Origin of the sequence: Niallia taxi (assembly GCF_032818155.1) — a bacterium.
Classification (GTDB): domain Bacteria; phylum Bacillota; class Bacilli; order Bacillales; family Cytobacillaceae; genus Niallia; species Niallia taxi_A.
This window is the reverse complement of sequence record NZ_CP102589.1, coordinates 3,470,830-3,488,928: the sequence shown is the minus strand read 5'-3', so window position 1 is coordinate 3,488,928 and position 18,099 is coordinate 3,470,830. Positions and strand designations below refer to the sequence as shown.

Here is an 18,099-nt window from a genome sequence, read left to right as displayed (position 1 = left end):
ACAATATAAAAACGGGAGAAACCTTGTTGTTAAAGGGTTTCTTCTTTTAATTTGTAAATACGTTCAGTAAAAAATAACAAGAAAAAATATCAATACTAATAAATTTGTAATAGTTTTTTAACAAAACGAATAAAATGTCAAAAAAGTCTCAATACGTAAGAGGTGCAAAATGAACAGTAATACTTCTGCGGAAAGCAATAATAACTTGCTTGAGGTAAAGAACCTAGAAACTTCCTTCTCTATTGATGGGAAACTGTACAATGCAGTCGATAATGTTTCCTTCCAAGTAAAGCCACGTCAAATTATTGGCATTGTTGGCGAATCAGGCTGCGGGAAATCCGTGCTTAGCCTTTCCATCATGAAGCTCCTACCAAAAGGAGCTGGAAAAATCCGCTCAGGCGAAATCATCTTTGATGGAGTTCACCTGGAAACAATGGAAGATAAAGAGATAAATAATATCAGAGGAAAAGAAATCTCTATGATATTTCAAGAACCAATGACCTCGTTAAATCCTGTTTTTACAATTGGCTTTCAATTGATGGAAGTTTTGCTGAACCACCATAATATTACCAAAAAGCAAGCAAGACAAAAAAGCGTTGAATTATTAAAAAGTGTCGGGATATCAAGACCAGAAAAACTTGTCGATGAATATCCACATCAGCTGTCTGGCGGTATGCGCCAAAGGGTGATGATAGCGATTGCTATCGCTTGCCAGCCAAGACTCTTGATTGCCGACGAACCTACAACTGCACTTGATGTAACAGTCCAAGCCCAAATCCTTGACCTTATGAAAGAAATCCAAGAAGAAAACGGCATGTCAGTTATCCTTATTACCCATGATTTAGGGGTTGTTGCTGAAATGTGCGATGAAGTCATTGTTATGTATGCAGGCAAAATCGTCGAAAAGACAGATGTTGATACATTGTTTTATGAACCAAAGCATCCCTATACAAAGCTACTAATGGAGGCTATTCCAAAAATGGACGAGGAAGTCGAGCTACTTAGCTCTATCAGCGGCATCGTTCCATCCTTGAAAAATATGCCAGAAGCTGGCTGTAGATTTGCAGACCGCTGCCCAAAGGCAATGCCTGAATGCAAATATATAACTCCAGTTCTTGCAAGCCTTGAAGATGGACATGAAGTTTCCTGCCTTCTTTATGACCAAAGCAAGCCGAAGGAAGGAGTGAATGTGTGATGACCAAAAAATCAGCAGTTATGAACGAAGAAAAAAGAGATCAAGATCAGGAAACAATCCTGCAAGTGAACGGATTAAAAGCATATTTTCCAGTTAAAGCAGGCTTCTTTGGTAAAACAGTAGCACATGTTAAAGCAGTTGACGGAGTCTCGTTTGCAATAAAAAAAGGGGAAACATTTGGGTTAGTTGGTGAATCGGGTTGCGGAAAATCAACGACAGGAAGAACAATATTACGATTCTTAAAGCCTTATGAGGGAAATATTCTTTTTGATAATAAGGATATTACTGAATTAAAGGGAAAATCATTGCGTGAGATCCGTAAAGATGTGCAAATGGTCTTTCAGGATCCATATGCTTCACTTAACCCAATGCAGATGGTAGGGGACATAATCGCTGAGCCTCTAAAAAACTACAATAAAAATAAACAGAAGACCGAATTACAAACAGAAGTAATGGACCTGCTAACAAAAGTAGGATTACCAACTGACGCTTATTATAAGTATGCACATGAATTTTCAGGAGGACAAAGGCAAAGGATTGGTATTGCAAGAGCACTTGCGCTGAAGCCAAAGCTAATCATTGCAGATGAACCAGTTTCTGCCCTCGATGTATCTGTACAATCACAGGTGTTAAATCTATTGAAACAATTACAAGCAGAATTTAATTTAACCTTTTTATTCATCGCCCATGATTTAAGTGTCGTTAAGCATATGAGTGACCAAATTGGTGTTATGTACTTAGGAAACCTGGTTGAAATAGCAAATAAAGAGGGGATGTACGAAGCGCCACTGCATCCATATACTCAAGCCTTAATTTCAGCAATACCAGAGCCAGATCCTAGAAAAAAGAAAAGGCGAATTATTTTAGAAGGCGATGTACCAAGTCCGATTAACCCACCATCAGGGTGCCCATTTCATCCCAGATGTCCTTTTGCCAAGGCAGAATGTAAAGAGATAAAGCCTGTATTAAAGGAGGTGAAACCATTACATAAAGTAGCTTGCCATCTATATTAAAAAAAGTTTTAAGGGGGAGGAACAAAAATGAAAAAGAATTGGATTGTCTTAACTGCTTTAATGTTGATTTTGTCTGCTTTTTTGGCAGCTTGCAGTGGTGAAGGAGAAAAGACCTCTACAAATGAAGGGTCTGCATCAGACGAACCACAGGATGGTGGAACGTTAGTGTATTCACTTGATTCATCTCCAGAGGGTTTGTTTAATTGGTCATTTTACGCTAATGCAACAGATGCTGAAGTAATTAGTTTCTTTGATGAAAGCTTAATAGATTATGATGAAAACCTTAAGCCACAGCCAAATATTGCCTCCTGGAAAACAGAGGATAATAAGGTGTATACATTTACCTTTAAAGAAGGCGTTAAATGGCATAACGGGGAAGAGCTAACTGTTAATGACTGGGTTTTTGCGTTAGAAACACTTGCAGATAAAGACTATGATGGACCACGATATACAAATGTTCAAACAATTGAGGGAGCGCCGGCTTATCATGACGGCTCTGCCGACAGCATTTCAGGAATCAAAGTAATTGATGATTACAACATCGAAATTACATTTGATAAAGCAAGAGTTAACAATTTAGAAAACGTGTGGACATATGCAATGCCTGCAAAGGAATTTGAAGGAATTGCTGTTAAAGACATGGCAAGTTCAGAGCAAGTAAGAACAAAACCTGTAGGGTTAGGACCGTTCAAAATCAAAAATATTGTGCCAGGCGAATCAGTCGAATTTGAAAGATTTGATGACTATTTCAACGGCAAGCCTCATTTAGACGGGGTTGTTCTGAAGGTAATCGATCCGTCTTTAACAATTGGTGAATTACAGAATAATACATTAGATATGACTGCATTCCATCCTAGCATTAAGGCAGATATCGAGGCATTGGATAATGTGAAAATTGAACAATATCCTGGATTGTCTTATTACTATATTGGCTTTAGATTAGGAACTTGGGATGGAAGCAAAAACGTTATGAACGAACCTAAATATCAGGATCTAAAACTGCGTCAAGCTATGTATTATGCGATGAATAGGGATGAATGGAATGAAGCCTTCTTTTATGGTGTAGGTAAGACCGTTAATACACCAGTACCATCCAATCACTGGATTTCAGCTGACAACAGTGAATTAGAACAATTTAAGTATGATCCAGAAAAGGCAAAGTCCTTGCTTGATGAAGCTGGATATAAAGATATAGATGGCGATGGTTTCAGAGAAGATCCAAATGGAGATCCTTTTACCGTTAAATTCTCGCATTACGCAACAAATAACCCGACATTCGAAACTCGTGCACAAGCGATTGTTCAGTATTGGGAAGAGGTTGGTTTGAAAACAGAACTTAGCATGACAGATGTTAATCTATACTATGACCAAATTGAAAAAGCTGATAAGTCCATTGAAGTATTCTTTGGCGGCTGGTCTACTGGAACAGATCCAGATCCATCAGGCTTGTGGAGATCTGATGCTCTATGGAATTACTCAAGATGGGTAAGTGAAAAGAGCGATAAATTATTGGATGATGCTTTAGATGTTAGCATTGTCGGTACTGATCAAGAAAAACGTAAAGAGCTTTATGTAGAGTGGCAGAAACAATTTATGGAGGAATTGCCTGCACTTCCTGTAGCTGAACTAGATGAAGTGATGGCGCTTAATAAACGTGTTCAAGGTGTGACGTTCGATGTTTCTGGCACAAACAGACCGAACGAGTGGTGGATTCAGCAATAAAACAGAATAATAGATTTTAAAATAAGGAGAAGAGAGTTACATGTTGAAATATACATTGCGAAGAATATTAGGCATGATACCAATGTTGCTCCTTACTTCTGTTGTGGTATTCTCCCTGGCAAAATTAATGCCAGGGGATTCCCTCAGTGGAGAGATTGATCCTAATAACACAGACCCTCAATATATAGCTGAAATGAGAGAAAAACTCGGATACAATGACCCTGAATATGTTCAATATTTTCGCTGGGTGACAGAATTTATTAAAGGGGATTTTGGTACATCAACCCGCTATAAAATAGATGTAGCAGATCTTATTACGGAACGGCTGCCAAATACAATTTTCTTAGGAATTACAGCCCTAATTATTACGTATATTCTTGCCTTTACTTTCGGGATGATTTCTGGAAGAAAGCCTTATACAATTCGGGACAACCTGATTGCAGGTATAAACTATATTGGACTGGCAATTCCCTCGTTTGTAGCTGGAGTCATTACTATATATATTTTTGCCTTTAAATTAAATTGGTTTCCTTCAAATGGTTCTGTAGGAATAGGATTGATAAAAGGATCATTTGAATATTACATGAGCAGGCTTCATCATGTTTTTTTACCAGCGATTGTGCTTGGTGCATTAGCAACAGCTAGCTACACACAATTCCTTAGAAATGACATTATCGAAAATAGCAGAAAGGATTTTGTCAGAACAGCACGTGCAAAAGGAACGCATGAAAATAAAATTTATAATGTTCATATATTAAGGAATTCTATGATACCGCTAGTAACGTTTTTAGGATTTGATATCGCTGCATTAATTGGCGGTGCAGTTATTACCGAAACAATTTTCACTTACCCAGGAATTGGTCAATTGATGATCCAATCTGTAGGTACGAGAGACTATCCAGTTCTGTTAACATTGTTAATGTTATTTTCGTTTTTAACATTGCTGGGCAACCTCATAGCCGATATTTTATATGGCGTTGTAGATCCAAGGATAAGGGTAAGTTAGGAGGAAAGGGAAATGGAAGTAATTACTCCGAAAAATAACAAAAACTTAAACGTAGACATAAAAGCGAAAAGCCTTTCTCCATGGGCACTTGCTAGAAGTAAATTCATTAAGAATAAGATTGCAATGGTAAGTTTGTTATTCCTTATTCTTGTGACCATTCTTTCCTTTTTGGCTCCTTATATCACTACAATAGATATAACAAAGGTAAATATAGGTCAAATGTCTTTGAAGCCTTCTGGTGACCACTGGCTTGGTACGGATAAAAGTGGTAGAGATGTGTTTACCCGCTTATTATATGGAGGCAGGATTTCTTTACTTGTAGGAATATCCTGCACTGTTACTGTTGTGTTTTTAGGTACATTAGTTGGATCCATTGCAGGGTATTATGGCGGCAAGATTGATAGTATGTTAATGCGATTCACTGACTTTATCATGGTGTTTCCGTTTTTAGTATTTGTTATCGTACTCAATGCCATTCTTCAAGGAATTGTTTCAGGATTATCGGTTTTAATCATCGTGATAAGTCTGTTGAGCTGGGGAGGGGTAGCAAGAATTGTGCGCAGTAAAATCCTCTCCGAGAAGGAAAACGAATATATTCTAGCAGCCATTTCCATCGGAGGTAAACCGAGTAAAGTCATTATTAAACATTTACTGCCGAATGTTATGTCTACCATTATAGTGCAAGCATCTATTCTCTTTGCGAGTATGATTGTTGTTGAGTCTGGATTAAGTTATTTGGGATTTGGTGTACCTCAAGAGGTGCCAAGTTGGGGTAATATGCTGTCATCTGCAAACGAACCAGATGTGTTGCAGAATAAACCGTGGATATGGTTACCACCAGCAATCATGATTACACTAACAATTCTATCCATTAACTTCATCGGAGAAGGCTTAAAAGACGCCTTTAATCCAAAATCAAAACGATGATGCTTAACAGGTTTACATTACAATCAGATAAGGCTATAAGAATAGAAGTAAAAAGGTCTTTCTCACATAGAAAGGCTTTTTTGTATTATAAATCTATAGAGAGTTTGTACATATATCAGAGAAAAGTATCATAATAATAAGCATACTATTAATGGGCGAATGCAAAGATTACATGCTTTCTAGAAAATAAACTTAAAAGAACAATGACAAAACAGGAATAAATTTACTGCACGATGCCCATACTGATTGACAAACAGTTGTTGAAGCGAGGGATAAAATATGCAATATCTTCATGATGTTTGGGTTAATTGGTTTGAAGGAGAGGAAAACGGTTATAATGTTTGCCACTTCCATGAATGGAGAAAAGAAGATGGAGTGGAGCTGCTTGATCAAGTGCCGCTTATAAAGATTGATTCGGTATTGTTTAGCTACATAGAAAATGATTTGGCAGAGCTTCCGAGACAGCTGCTTGAAGAAATTTATCAAAAAGCTTATCTTCGTAAAAACCATGAAAGAATTCAACTAGATTATTGCTTTGTTGTATCAGACGGAACAGGAATATTGGTTGTAGATACTTTAGGATATTCTATTCCAATCAGAAAAAGCAGAATGATACCAAGACAGGAACAGCTTGCATATGAATTGCTTGAAAATCAAGAGTCTATAAACTACAACTTCCAAGGTGAAAATGAAGAAAATAAAGAATTTCATATATTGTCACCAGAGCCGCAAATGATGTATGGGCTGACAAGAAAAGAGCGTCAGTTAAAGCAATTACTGTTCATGGCCCTTGATCAGCTGCATTCATCTGAGAATGTTGCAGAGGTAAGGTACTGGTATACAGAATGGAGTCCTGAAAAGTATTTTGATATTCAAAGCCTAGAATTTGAGGATGCCTGGAGTGAGCTGTTCGATTGTACGAAGTTTGGATGGTCACTAAAGCATGAGACATTTTGTGAGAACATCATTAAAGGGCAGCCTTTTTTTGAAAAACTGTGGGAATTAGAACACGGTCCAAAGGTTAATTAATAACTTTCTTCTATTAATAAAGGAAAATCAGGCTGATAGAGCTTGATTAGCAGACAGGCTGTAGATAAACTCTCATAATGAGGTTTGTCTACAGTCTTTTTATTTCTTCTTTATCAAAGGAGGCTAATTTTTGCCCTTGCAATGGTGAATGTAAGTAAAGATAAGGTTGTTTACCAAAGAAATAGTTATCAACAAACAAAGGTTTACTGTAACTATCAAAAAAAAAATTTAATTGTAATGGAGGTACAGCATTAACAAGTCCCAGCGAAGAAACTATAGAGCTTAGGTACTAAGCTGGCACTTATAATAGAAGCTTCTAAAGCAGAAATTGATAGTCTTATGCTTTAGGTGGAAGAGGGAAAAAAATATAAACATCTGTTTGTCTGCGTTATAAAAGTGTCTACAGGAGAAAAGACAGATGGAAAGGATGATGGAGAAAGCTACAGGACTAGGGTGTCGCTAAAGGACCTGAGAAGAACATCAATACAAAGTAAACCTTGAGGACATAAAAAGAGGCTGATAGTAACACTATCAGCCTCTTCGGTTTATCTGCGCTTACGGCCAAGGCCCATTGCATTTTCCATTTTCTTAAGCATTTTGCTTGCTACCTTATTCGCTTTTTCTGCTCCTAAGTCCAATATTTCATCAAGTTCAGGTGAGTTCATCAGCTCATTGTATTTTTCTTGGATTGGGCGGATTGCTTCGACAACTACTTCTGCAAGATCTGACTTGAAGTCGCCATAACCTTTACCTTCGTACATTTCTTCAAGAGTGGCAATTGATTTGCCGGATAGAATGGAGTATATCGATAAAAGGTTCGATACTCCTGGTTTATTTTCTGTATCGAATTTAACGATACCTTCTGAATCAGTGACAGCACTCTTAATCTTTTTGACAATCACACTTGGTTCATCCAATAGGGTGATTGTTGCTTTTTTGTTAGGATCAGATTTGCTCATTTTCTTTGTTGGCTCTTGAAGGGACATAATTCTTGCGCCAACCTTTGGAATACGTACCTCTGGAATTGTCAAAATGTCGTTATACTTCTTATTAAATCTTTCTGCAAGATCTCGAGTCAGCTCCAAGTGCTGCTTTTGATCCTCGCCAACAGGCACTAGGTCTGTACCATACAGTAAAATGTCTGTTGCCATTAATGGCGGGTATGTGAGTAGTGCTGCAGATACTCCGTCTTTACCTGCTGATTTATCTTTAAACTGCGTCATACGCTCTAATTCGCCGATATAAGAAATACATTGCATCATCCAAGCACCTTGAGCATGTGCAGGAACCTCTGATTGAATAAATAATGTAGCCTTCTCAGGATTGATGCCGACTGCAATATATAAAGCTGCAAGGCTGCGGATGTTGTTTCTTAAAACAAGACGGTCTTGAGGAACTGTAATAGCATGCTGATCAACGATGCAGAAATAGCAGTTATAATCATCCTGCAGTTCTACAAATTGGTTCAGTGCGCCAATGTAATTTCCTAAAGTGATTGTTCCGCTCGGCTGAATGCCGGAAAAGATTGTTTTCATGTGTTTTTCCTCCATTTTGTAGTTAGTACTATATAAGAAATAGGAATAGAAAAGTCTTTTAGAAACCGAAAAAGAAAAAAGAACGACAAAAAGACCACACGTCCCTATATGAAACATAGGGACGAATGGTCCGCGGTGCCACCCTAATTGCTTAAAAAAGCCACTTTATCCTTGTTAACGAAAGGAAGTCGCTGAAATGTAGTATGCCATAAACGAATTGCGGTTCTATTTCAGTGCTCAAAAGTCCATTCCTTATAATCGGCTGTTTGTTTTCACCAGACACAAACTCTCTTTTAAAAACCATCATATAAGTACTACTCTTTATCAAAGCATTTATTTAACTATATACATATAAATTATACTAATTGACGGGAAAAAGCAAGGGAGGGGAGGGGGAAATTAAAAGTTGAAAGAATATTCGGCCGATGGGGGAAAAAGGAACAGATAACTTTTTCAGGAAAATATCGAGGTTTTTCCATTTTTTAGTTATATAGTATATTAGAATATGATTTACAGAAAAATCTATAAATTGTATTTATTTAGATTATTCTTAATTCTACAAAATTCTACAAAATTCTTGCATTCTAATAGGTCGATATATATAATTGATTTTACGAGTGGAAATTAAAAGTGATATTTCAGACTATTTAAAACAATTGGATATACTAAATCATAAGTCCTACTCATTATTATACTAGTCTAATTGTTTAGTAATGAAGAAGTTTACATAAAGGATGGTTTACTATTTCTGAATAGCGAATCAGTAGACTTAAATTGACAGACTATTTAGGAAATATGAGTTTGTGTATTCTTACGTTTTTTATGGGAAAGATAATTTTTGGAAACTCCACTTGTGGACAAAATATATAAGGGGGTAAAACAATGAAAAAGAGAATGCTTGTACTTCTTTCATTAGTACTTGCACTTAGTGCATTCCTTGCAGCTTGTGGCAACGGCGACAGCGGCAGCAAAGATGAGGTTTCGCAAGATTTACGTCTTAACATTAGATCAGAACCATTCTCCCTAAACCCAGGTTTGGCGAATGATTCAACATCAAGTAACGTATTGCTTCAAACATTCGAAGGATTAACTCGTATTGATAAAGACGGTGAGCCTGAAGAAGCTATGGCAGAAAGCTACACAGTTTCTGACGATCAATTGACTTACACTTTTAAAATCCGTGATGATGCTAACTGGTCAAACGGTGACCCTGTAACTGCAGAAGACTTTGTATATGCTTGGAAATGGGCTCTTGACCCAAATAACCAATCACAATATGCTTACCAACTTTACTATGTAAAAGGTGCTGAAGCTGCTAACACTGGTGAAGGCAAGCTTGATGATGTAGGAGTTAAAGCTGTTGACGAGAAAACTCTTGAAGTTACTTTAGTTAACCCAACTCCATACTTCACGCAACTAACTGCTTTTTACACTTACTTCCCTGTAAACAGCAAAATTGCTCAAGAAAATCCAGACTGGTATAAAGACTCTGGTAAAGATTATGTTTCAAACGGACCATTCAAAATGACGGAATGGAACCACAGCGAATCCATTAAACTAGAGAAAAACGACACTTATTGGGATGCTGACTCTGTTAAGCTTGCAACAGTTGAATACTCTATGATCGATGATGCTGCTACTGCTCGCAGCATGTACGAAAATGACGAGTTAGATTGGAATGGTCTTCCATTCGATACAGTTTCAACAGACGCTATTAAAGCACTTAAAGACAGCGGCGAATTGAAAACTCAAGCAACTGCTGGTACTTACTGGTACAAGTTCAATACAGAAGTTAAACCATTGAACAACGTACACATCCGTAAAGCATTGACATATGCAATTGATCGTCAATCAATTGTAGACCAAATTACACAAGGTGGACAAATTCCAGCAATGGCAGCTGTTCCTCCAACAATGTTCTCTGAAAATGAAAAAGGCTACTTCAAAGACAATGATGTGGAAACTGCAAAAGCAGAACTTCAAAAAGGTCTTGAAGAGCTAGGATATAAAGATGTATCTGAGCTTCCAACAATTACTTTATCTTACAACACAGATGAAGCACATGCTAAAATTGCACAAGCAGTTCAAGATATGTGGAAGAAAAACCTTGGAATTGACGTAACATTAGGAAACGAAGAGTGGGCTGTTTACATTGATAAACTTCACTCTGGCGACTACCAAATCGGACGTATGGGCTGGTTAGGTGACTTCAATGATGCGATCAATTTCCTAGAACTTTACCGCGATAAAGATGGCGGTAACAATGATACAAATTGGGAAAATGCAGAATTTAAGCAATTGTTGAATGACTCTCAAAAAGAGACTGATACAGCAAAACGTCAACAAATGCTTAAAGATGCTGAAGCAATTCTAATGGATGAGCTTCCAATCGCACCAATTTACTTCTATACAAACGTTTGGGTTCAAAAAGACAACCTGAAAGATGTAGTTGTTTCAGGTCTTGGAGATGCTCAATTGAAATGGGCTCATTTCGAATAATGCAATAAGCTGTAAGTAAAAAGGTATATGAAGCTTTTGCTTCATATACCTTCCTTTCTAATTAGAGGTGATTAGAAAATATTGGAGGTTTAAATCATGATAAAGTACTTGACAAGACGTTTGCTGTTTATGTTACTTTCTTTACTGCTAATCGTAACAGCAACGTTTTTCTTCATGAGGTTGGCACCAGGTAACCCTTTCACATCAGAAAAACAACTGCCGCCAGCAATTGAAGCTAATTTAAATGAACATTATGGATTAAACGACCCATGGTATGCTCAATATGGGGAGTATCTACTACGCATTGTACAATGGGATTTCGGCCCATCATTCAAATATAAGAGCCAAACAGTCAATGACTTAATTAATGAAGGTTTCCCAGTTTCATTAGTTTTGGGCTTGGAAGCAATCTTTATCGCATTGGCAGTCGGTGTATTACTGGGTATAATTGCTGCATTGAAGCATAACAAATGGCAGGACTATACAGCAATGATTGTGGCAGTTTTCGGAATATCCGTTCCTTCCTTTATTATGGCCGCATTTTTACAATACATTTTCGCTATGAAATTAGGCTGGTTCCCAGTTGCTAGATGGGGAACATTCTCACAAAGCGTGTTGCCTGCCATTGCATTGGCAGCAGGTCCAACTGCGTTTATTGCCAGACTTACAAGATCATCAATGCTTGAAGTGTTGAGTAATGATTATATTAAGACAGCAAAAGCGAAAGGCTTAAGCCAATTTACGATTACAGTTAAACATGCTATCCGCAATGCTATTCTTCCAGTTGTATCCTACATGGGTCCACTTTCTGCAGGAATTGTAACAGGAAGCTTTGTTATCGAGAAAATTTTCGGTATTCCAGGACTTGGCTCCCATTTCGTCAAGAGTATCAGTAACCGTGATTACACTGTAATTATGGGTGTAACAGTTTTCTATAGTATTATCCTATTAGTATCTGTTCTTCTTGTCGATATATTATATGGACTAATCGATCCTCGCATTAAATTAACCGGCGGGAAGAAAGGAGAATAAGCATGCAGCAAATTTCAAAAGATAAATTCAAAGTTGTCGGAAACAGCAGTGCTGAAGCAGAAACGATTACTAGACCGAGTCTGTCATTCTGGAAAGACGTTTTTATGCGTTTCAAAAAGAACAAACTTGCTATGTTCGGACTTGTACTGTTAATTATATTAATTTTTATGGCCTTTGTTGGTCCATTCCTAACACAGTATGATTATCGTCAAAATGATTTAATGAAAGCTAACCAGCCTCCAAGTGCTGAGCATTATTTTGGTACAGATGACCTTGGTCGTGATATGTTCGCACGTATTTGGTACGGTGCAAAAATCTCTCTTTTCATCGGGATTGCAGCAGCAATCATTGACTTGGTAATCGGAGTAATCTGGGGAGGTATCTCAGGTTATAAAGGCGGTCGTGTGGATGAAGTAATGATGAGGATTGCGGACGTTTTATACGGAATTCCATACTTGCTACTTGTTATCCTTCTGATGGTAGTGCTTGGTCAAGGATTAGGAACAATGATCCTTGCAATGAGTATCACAGGCTGGATTAACATGGCTCGTATCACTCGTGGACAAGTACTTTCTTTAAAAAATCAAGAGTATATTTTAGCTTCAAGAACATTAGGTGCAAGCGTGTCAAGAATTATGGGTAAACACTTAATTCCAAATGCTATGGGACCTATTCTTGTAACATTAACATTGACTATTCCAAATGCTATCTTTACAGAAGCATTCTTGAGCTACTTAGGATTAGGTTTAACACCTCCTTTGGCAAGCTGGGGAACAATGGCCAATGACGGAATTGCAGCGATGAGCTATTATCCATGGCGTGTATTCTTCCCAGCGATGTTCATCTGTTTAACAATCTTTGCATTTAATGTAATCGGCGACGGAATACGTGATGCACTAGATCCAAGACTACGTAAGTAAGGAGTGAGCAAAATGGAAAAATTGTTAGAAGTAAAAGATTTAAAAGTCTCATTCCATACGTATGGAGGAGAAGTTCAAGCAGTACGTGGTGTTTCTTTTGACTTATATAAAGGAGAAACATTAGCAATCGTTGGAGAATCAGGATCAGGAAAAAGTGTAACATCCCAAACATTGATGAAGCTTATTCCTATGCCTCCTGGTGAAATTAAAGGCGGACAAATTCTTTTCAAGGGACAAGATATTGTTCAGAAAACAGAAAAAGAAATGCAAGCTATCCGTGGTAAGGATATCAGTATGATTTTCCAAGATCCAATGACATCGTTGAACCCAACAATGAGAATTGGAACACAAATCATGGAAGTTATTTTAAAGCACCAAGAAATTTCGAAAGAAAAGGCAAAAGAAAGAGCAATTGAACTATTAAAGCTAGTTGGAATTCCAATGCCGGAAAAAAGGGTTAACCAATATCCTCATGAATTTTCTGGTGGTATGAGACAGCGTGCAATGATCGCAATCGCACTTGCTGCAAGGCCCTCCTTGCTGATTGCCGATGAGCCTACAACTGCACTTGACGTAACAATCCAAGCACAAATCCTTGATTTGATGAAGGAATTACAAAGTAAATTGGACACAAGTATTATCTTTATCACACATGATCTCGGCGTTGTTGCTAATGTTGCTGACCGTGTTGCAGTTATGTATGCTGGTGAAATAGTAGAGATGGGTACGGTTGATGAAATTTTCTATGACCCAAGACACCCATATACATGGGGCTTACTTGCTTCTATGCCAAGCTTGGATAATGATGGGGAAACGGAATTGGCTGCCATTCCAGGTACACCGCCTGATTTGACTAACCCTCCTGTTGGTGATGCGTTTGCACCGAGAAATCCGAATGCCCTTGCGATTGATTATGAGCAAGAACCACCTGTATATCAGGTTTCAGAAACACATTTCGTGAAATCTTGGCTGCTTCATCCAGATGCTCCAGCTGTTGAGCCACCTGCATCTGTGAAGGAAAAAATCCGTCCTTTATCCACTAACTTTGATAAACCAGTACTAGTGAAGGGGGATTTGTGAAATGACTGAGAAATTACTTGAAATAAAAGGCTTGAAACAGCATTTCAATATCGGCAGACCGAATTTAGTAAAAGCTGTAGATGGTATATCCTTTGACATTTATAAAGGAGAAACATTAGGTTTAGTTGGTGAATCTGGTTGTGGTAAGAGTACGACAGGCAGATCCATTATTCGTCTATATGAAGCAACAGACGGACAGGTTCTATTTAATGGAGAAAATGTTCATGGTAAAAAATCAACTGCAGAATTGAAGAAATTCAACCGTAAAATGCAAATGATTTTCCAAGATCCATATGCATCATTGAACCCTCGTATGACAGTAGCTGATATCATTGCAGAGGGAATCGATATTCATGGATTGGCAAAAACTAAAAAAGAGCGTATGGAGAAAGTATACGAGCTTCTTAATACAGTTGGTCTAAATAAAGAGCACGCAAACCGCTATCCGCATGAATTTTCCGGTGGACAAAGACAGCGTATAGGTATTGCAAGAGCACTTGCAGTTGATCCTGATTTCATCATTGCTGATGAGCCGATTTCTGCGTTGGACGTTTCTATTCAAGCACAAGTAGTAAACTTGATGAAAAAGCTGCAGAAAGAAAAAGGCTTAACATACTTGTTTATTGCCCATGACCTTTCAATGGTTAAATATATCAGTGACCGTATTGGTGTTATGTATTTTGGTAAACTGGTAGAATTAGCTCCAGCTGATGAGCTATACAATACACCAATTCATCCATATACACAATCCTTGCTGTCCGCTATTCCACTTCCAGATCCTGAAACTGAGCGAACTCGCGTCAGAACAGGTTATGATCCTGCGGTTCATCAGTATAAAGAGGGCGAAGAGCTTAAAATGCGTGAAATTAAGCCAGGACATTTTGTTTATTGTTCGGAGGCAGAATATAATAAATATAAACTGCAATACAAAAGTTAACTCATAACGATCTCTCGATAAGAGATCGTTATTTTTTTTGCGTAAAATTGTGTATGGAATGGCAATATCATCTAACCATGAATCATCGCAATGAGGCACATAATAAAAAAAAGCCTTGTGGAGGTATTAATGATGAGATATGTCACTTCATTCGTTTTTATTATGTTATGTACTTTCATATTAGTTGTAAATATATCAGAAACAGCAAGTGCTGAGTCAGTGAACGACCAGCCAAAAAGAAAAGCGGAATTGCTCCTGAAGGACTTTCCAGCAGCAGTAGCGAAAACAGCTAATACAGGTCTGACTTTTCCATACCCTGATGCAGTCAGAGGCATTTATGTCAGCGGCAGTGCTGCAGGCAGCAACAGGTTCAATGAACTAATTAAATTCCTTAAACAAAATGATTTAAATACAATGGTAATCGATTTTAAAGAAGACAGCGGCAAGCTTGTTTATAAGCCAGCAAAAGGCTCTCCACTCTTTGCAGCGGGTTCCAATAAGATAAAAAGTATTCCAGTAATGCTGAGAAAGCTTGAAAAGGAACAGATTTATCCGATTGCGAGAATTGTCGTTTTTAAGGATAGTCATTTGGCATATAAAAGGCCAGAATGGACCTTTAGAAATAAAGGAGAGGTATGGAGGAATGAAAGAAAAGAGGCCTTTATTAATCCATTTGTTAAGGAAGTATGGGACTATAATATAGCAGCAGCGGTTGAGGCAGCGAAGCTTGGTTTTCAAGAGATTCAGTTCGATTATGTCCGTTTTCCTGAGGGCTTTGAAAAAAAGGGCGCTAATTTAAGTTATTCTAAAGGTGATTATGGGAAACTAAAAATAAGTGAAGGACAAAAAAGAGTGAAAGCAGTATCTGACTTTGTAAAATATGCAAAGGATAAGCTGGAGCCATATGATGTGAAGGTATCTGTTGATATTTTCGGCTATACAGCAACGCTTGAAGAGGCTCCTGGCATTGGTCAGAATTTCACCGAAATCAGTAAAAATGTTGATGTAATCTCAAGCATGATTTATCCAAGTCATTGGGGCAGTTATTTTGGAATCAGTAAGCCTGATCTAGAGCCATATCGTCTTGTAAATGCCTATATGAAATTGGAGCAAAAGAAATTAACAAGTTTAAAAAATCCTCCAATATCAAGGCCATGGATTCAAGATTTTACAGCAGCTTATTTAGGGAAGGGAAACTACCAGCCCTACGGGAAGATGCAAGTAGAAGCACAAATAAAGGCTTTATATGCAAATGGAGTTAGAGAATTTTTACTCTGGAATGCAGGCTGCAATTACACAGACAATGTCAATTACAAAATGAAGTAATTAACAATGATGATAGGAGAGAATAATATGCATTGGTATGAAAAGCTAAATGAGTATTTTCCAATCGAAGAGATGAAATCCCAGGAGCATATGGAAGCATTATTAGAGGATTTCCCAGAGATATACCATAAGGATGAAGGAAAGCATCATGTTCTTATGTATGCAGAAGCAGATGATTTTATTTTTATTGATTATCTGTTCGTTTCAGGCGAATCAAGAGGACAAGGACTTGGTCATAAGCTTTTAGAAAAACTCAAGCAAAAGGGGAAGCCGATTATACTCGAAGTAGAGCCGGTGAACTATACAGACACAGATACAAAAAAACGTTTGAAATTTTATCAGCGCGAGGGCTTTCAACACGCGAAAACAATCGGCTACAAAAGAAGATCATTAGCCACAGATGAGGTTAATGTTATGGAAATATTATTTTGGTCTCCAAGTAATGACTCGGAAGAGCTAGTATATGAAGCACTGGTTCGGACATATGAAAAAATTCATACGTATCGGGACAAACATTTTTATGGAAAGTCATATGAACCAGTTGAACAGGCAGTCCAATTTGATGAAACAAAAAACAGAAAAGATATATTTGACGAAATTTGACTATATTTGAAAACTTATGGGAACCGTATGTATGTTTCTATCTTATTTTCAATAGGTAATTCTTAATTGAGAATAGATAATAGGTTTAAGAATGTGGGACAAACGGGTATAAGTGTTACTAATAAGAATAAATAAGGAAATCAAAAAGCGCCATAAAAAAATGAAACCTTTTTGCATCTCAATCGTCTATAATAGTAAGCAATTTAAATAGCCTGAATTTCTTGAGTGTTTTCTAAGAAATAAGGGAAAAGGGCAGGTGGTTAACGGACACAAACACCGTTATGGCGGCATACCAGTAAATATAAGCAACACTAAAAAAAGCTCAACAAATCATATTAAAAAAAACTATACCAAATTACTTGTAATTGGTGTATAATAATTAATATAAATTACTTGATTAAATTAATTACAATTTAAGAATATAACATACTCAAGTATTTATTTTTGAATTAACTAGTAGTCTAAATACATGTCTAAATAAAGGGAGTGTGAATTTGTAAAATGGTAACATTATACACTTCACCAAGTTGTACATCCTGCAGAAAAGCAAAAGCATGGTTAGAGGAACATGAAATTGCATATAAAGAAAGAAATATATTCTCAGAACCGTTGTCCATCGATGAAATTAAAGAAATTCTTCGTATGACAGAAGACGGTACAGATGAGATTATTTCTACAAGAAGCAAAACATTCCAAAAGCTGAACGTTAATCTTGAAACAATGCCTTTACAAAACTTATTCGAGTTAATTAAGGATAATCCAGGATTATTGCGTCGTCCTATTATACTGGACGAAAAAAGGCTTCAGGTTGGTTATAATGAAGATGAAATACGCCGCTTCCTTCCAAGGAAAGTTAGAACTTTCCAATTGCGTGAAGCACAGCGTTTAGTAAATTAACTTACTTAAATGATAAATGATAATATATAGGTCTGGCTAAAAAGCTGCCCAGCGTTATGCTCGGCAGTATAGTCAGACCTTTTTTCCTATATTGTGAAGGTTTAATTATAAGACAAGCCTTTCAGACAGAAAATGGTTTGAAAATAATTTCCTGAGGTAATACTACTAAATATAGCTTAAAGTGAATACGCTAATAAAAAGAAACTCCATAATTTTCGAGCAAATAAACCGAAAACTTAGGCATATATTGGTTTTTGCTGATTTCAGGATATTTTAATTCCATTTAAAGAGGTTTTATCATAAAATATAAAGTACAAGGTACAATAGCATTTGGCCTTCTATTCTAAAGTGAAAATTGGAATAAAACGAATATCTGTA

General features: G+C 37.1%; 15 protein-coding genes and 1 other annotated feature. Of the genes, 14 read left to right on the top strand and 1 reads right to left on the bottom strand.

What is annotated here, in order from left to right:
• Window positions 1-169: 169 nt before the first annotated feature.
• The 6 genes from NQZ71_RS17385 (at window position 170) to NQZ71_RS17360 (ending at window position 6,892) form a co-directional block, all read left to right on the top strand.
• The gene (locus NQZ71_RS17385; protein WP_317011051.1) at window positions 170-1,195 is read left to right on the top strand and encodes an ABC transporter ATP-binding protein; all 1,026 of its coding nucleotides are present in this window, start codon (window positions 170-172) and stop codon (window positions 1,193-1,195) included.
• A 20-nt stretch (window positions 1,196-1,215) separates the two neighbouring features.
• The gene (locus tag NQZ71_RS17380) at window positions 1,216-2,208 is read left to right on the top strand and encodes an ABC transporter ATP-binding protein (protein WP_260053697.1); all 993 of its coding nucleotides are present in this window, start codon (window positions 1,216-1,218) and stop codon (window positions 2,206-2,208) included.
• Between the two features lie 27 nt (window positions 2,209-2,235).
• Window positions 2,236-3,930 (top strand): oligopeptide ABC transporter substrate-binding protein, encoded by a 1,695-nt coding sequence (gene opp4A, locus NQZ71_RS17375; RefSeq protein ID WP_260053577.1) that lies wholly within the window; start codon window positions 2,236-2,238, stop codon window positions 3,928-3,930.
• Window positions 3,931-3,970: 40 nt separating this feature from the next.
• Window positions 3,971-4,936 (top strand): oligopeptide ABC transporter permease, encoded by a 966-nt coding sequence (opp4B, locus tag NQZ71_RS17370; protein WP_260053578.1) that lies wholly within the window; start codon window positions 3,971-3,973, stop codon window positions 4,934-4,936.
• A 12-nt stretch (window positions 4,937-4,948) separates the two neighbouring features.
• Window positions 4,949-5,863: an oligopeptide ABC transporter permease gene (opp4C, locus tag NQZ71_RS17365; protein ID WP_144452025.1), complete on the top strand. Its 915-nt coding sequence runs from the start codon at window positions 4,949-4,951 to the stop codon at window positions 5,861-5,863.
• Between the two features lie 279 nt (window positions 5,864-6,142).
• Complete coding sequence (locus NQZ71_RS17360; protein WP_144452026.1) at window positions 6,143-6,892, top strand: YjbA family protein; 750 nt, start codon at window positions 6,143-6,145, stop codon at window positions 6,890-6,892.
• A gap of 545 nt (window positions 6,893-7,437) precedes the next feature.
• Here the strand turns inward: NQZ71_RS17360 and trpS are convergent.
• Window positions 7,438-8,427 carry a tryptophan--tRNA ligase gene (gene trpS, locus NQZ71_RS17355; RefSeq protein WP_144452027.1) on the bottom strand — a complete coding sequence of 330 codons (990 nt, stop codon included), beginning with the start codon at window positions 8,425-8,427 and terminating at the stop codon, window positions 7,438-7,440.
• Between the two features lie 114 nt (window positions 8,428-8,541).
• Window positions 8,542-8,764: a binding site (T-box leader), on the bottom strand.
• Window positions 8,765-9,309: 545 nt separating this feature from the next.
• Between trpS and NQZ71_RS17350 the strand changes: the two genes are divergently transcribed.
• From NQZ71_RS17350 to spxA, 8 genes are all read left to right on the top strand, one after another.
• Complete coding sequence (locus NQZ71_RS17350) at window positions 9,310-10,926, top strand: peptide ABC transporter substrate-binding protein (protein ID WP_275004420.1); 1,617 nt, start codon at window positions 9,310-9,312, stop codon at window positions 10,924-10,926.
• Between the two features lie 96 nt (window positions 10,927-11,022).
• A complete protein-coding gene (locus NQZ71_RS17345) occupies window positions 11,023-11,958 on the top strand; it encodes an ABC transporter permease (RefSeq protein WP_127735893.1) in 936 nt (311 codons plus the stop codon).
• A gap of 2 nt (window positions 11,959-11,960) precedes the next feature.
• On the top strand, window positions 11,961-12,878 hold the full coding sequence (locus NQZ71_RS17340; protein WP_127735890.1) for an ABC transporter permease: 918 nt from the start codon (window positions 11,961-11,963) through the stop codon (window positions 12,876-12,878).
• A 12-nt stretch (window positions 12,879-12,890) separates the two neighbouring features.
• Entirely contained in the window at window positions 12,891-13,958 is a 1,068-nt protein-coding gene (locus NQZ71_RS17335) for an ABC transporter ATP-binding protein (protein WP_144452028.1), read from the top strand.
• 1 nt (window position 13,959) lies between these two features.
• Window positions 13,960-14,895: an ABC transporter ATP-binding protein gene (locus NQZ71_RS17330; protein ID WP_144452029.1), complete on the top strand. Its 936-nt coding sequence runs from the start codon at window positions 13,960-13,962 to the stop codon at window positions 14,893-14,895.
• Window positions 14,896-15,027: 132 nt separating this feature from the next.
• Complete coding sequence (locus NQZ71_RS17325) at window positions 15,028-16,221, top strand: putative glycoside hydrolase (RefSeq protein ID WP_144452516.1); 1,194 nt, start codon at window positions 15,028-15,030, stop codon at window positions 16,219-16,221.
• A 27-nt stretch (window positions 16,222-16,248) separates the two neighbouring features.
• Complete coding sequence (locus NQZ71_RS17320; protein WP_144452030.1) at window positions 16,249-16,824, top strand: GNAT family N-acetyltransferase; 576 nt, start codon at window positions 16,249-16,251, stop codon at window positions 16,822-16,824.
• 501 nt (window positions 16,825-17,325) lie between these two features.
• Complete coding sequence (gene spxA, locus NQZ71_RS17315; protein ID WP_127735876.1) at window positions 17,326-17,721, top strand: transcriptional regulator SpxA; 396 nt, start codon at window positions 17,326-17,328, stop codon at window positions 17,719-17,721.
• Window positions 17,722-18,099 lie beyond the last annotated feature (378 nt).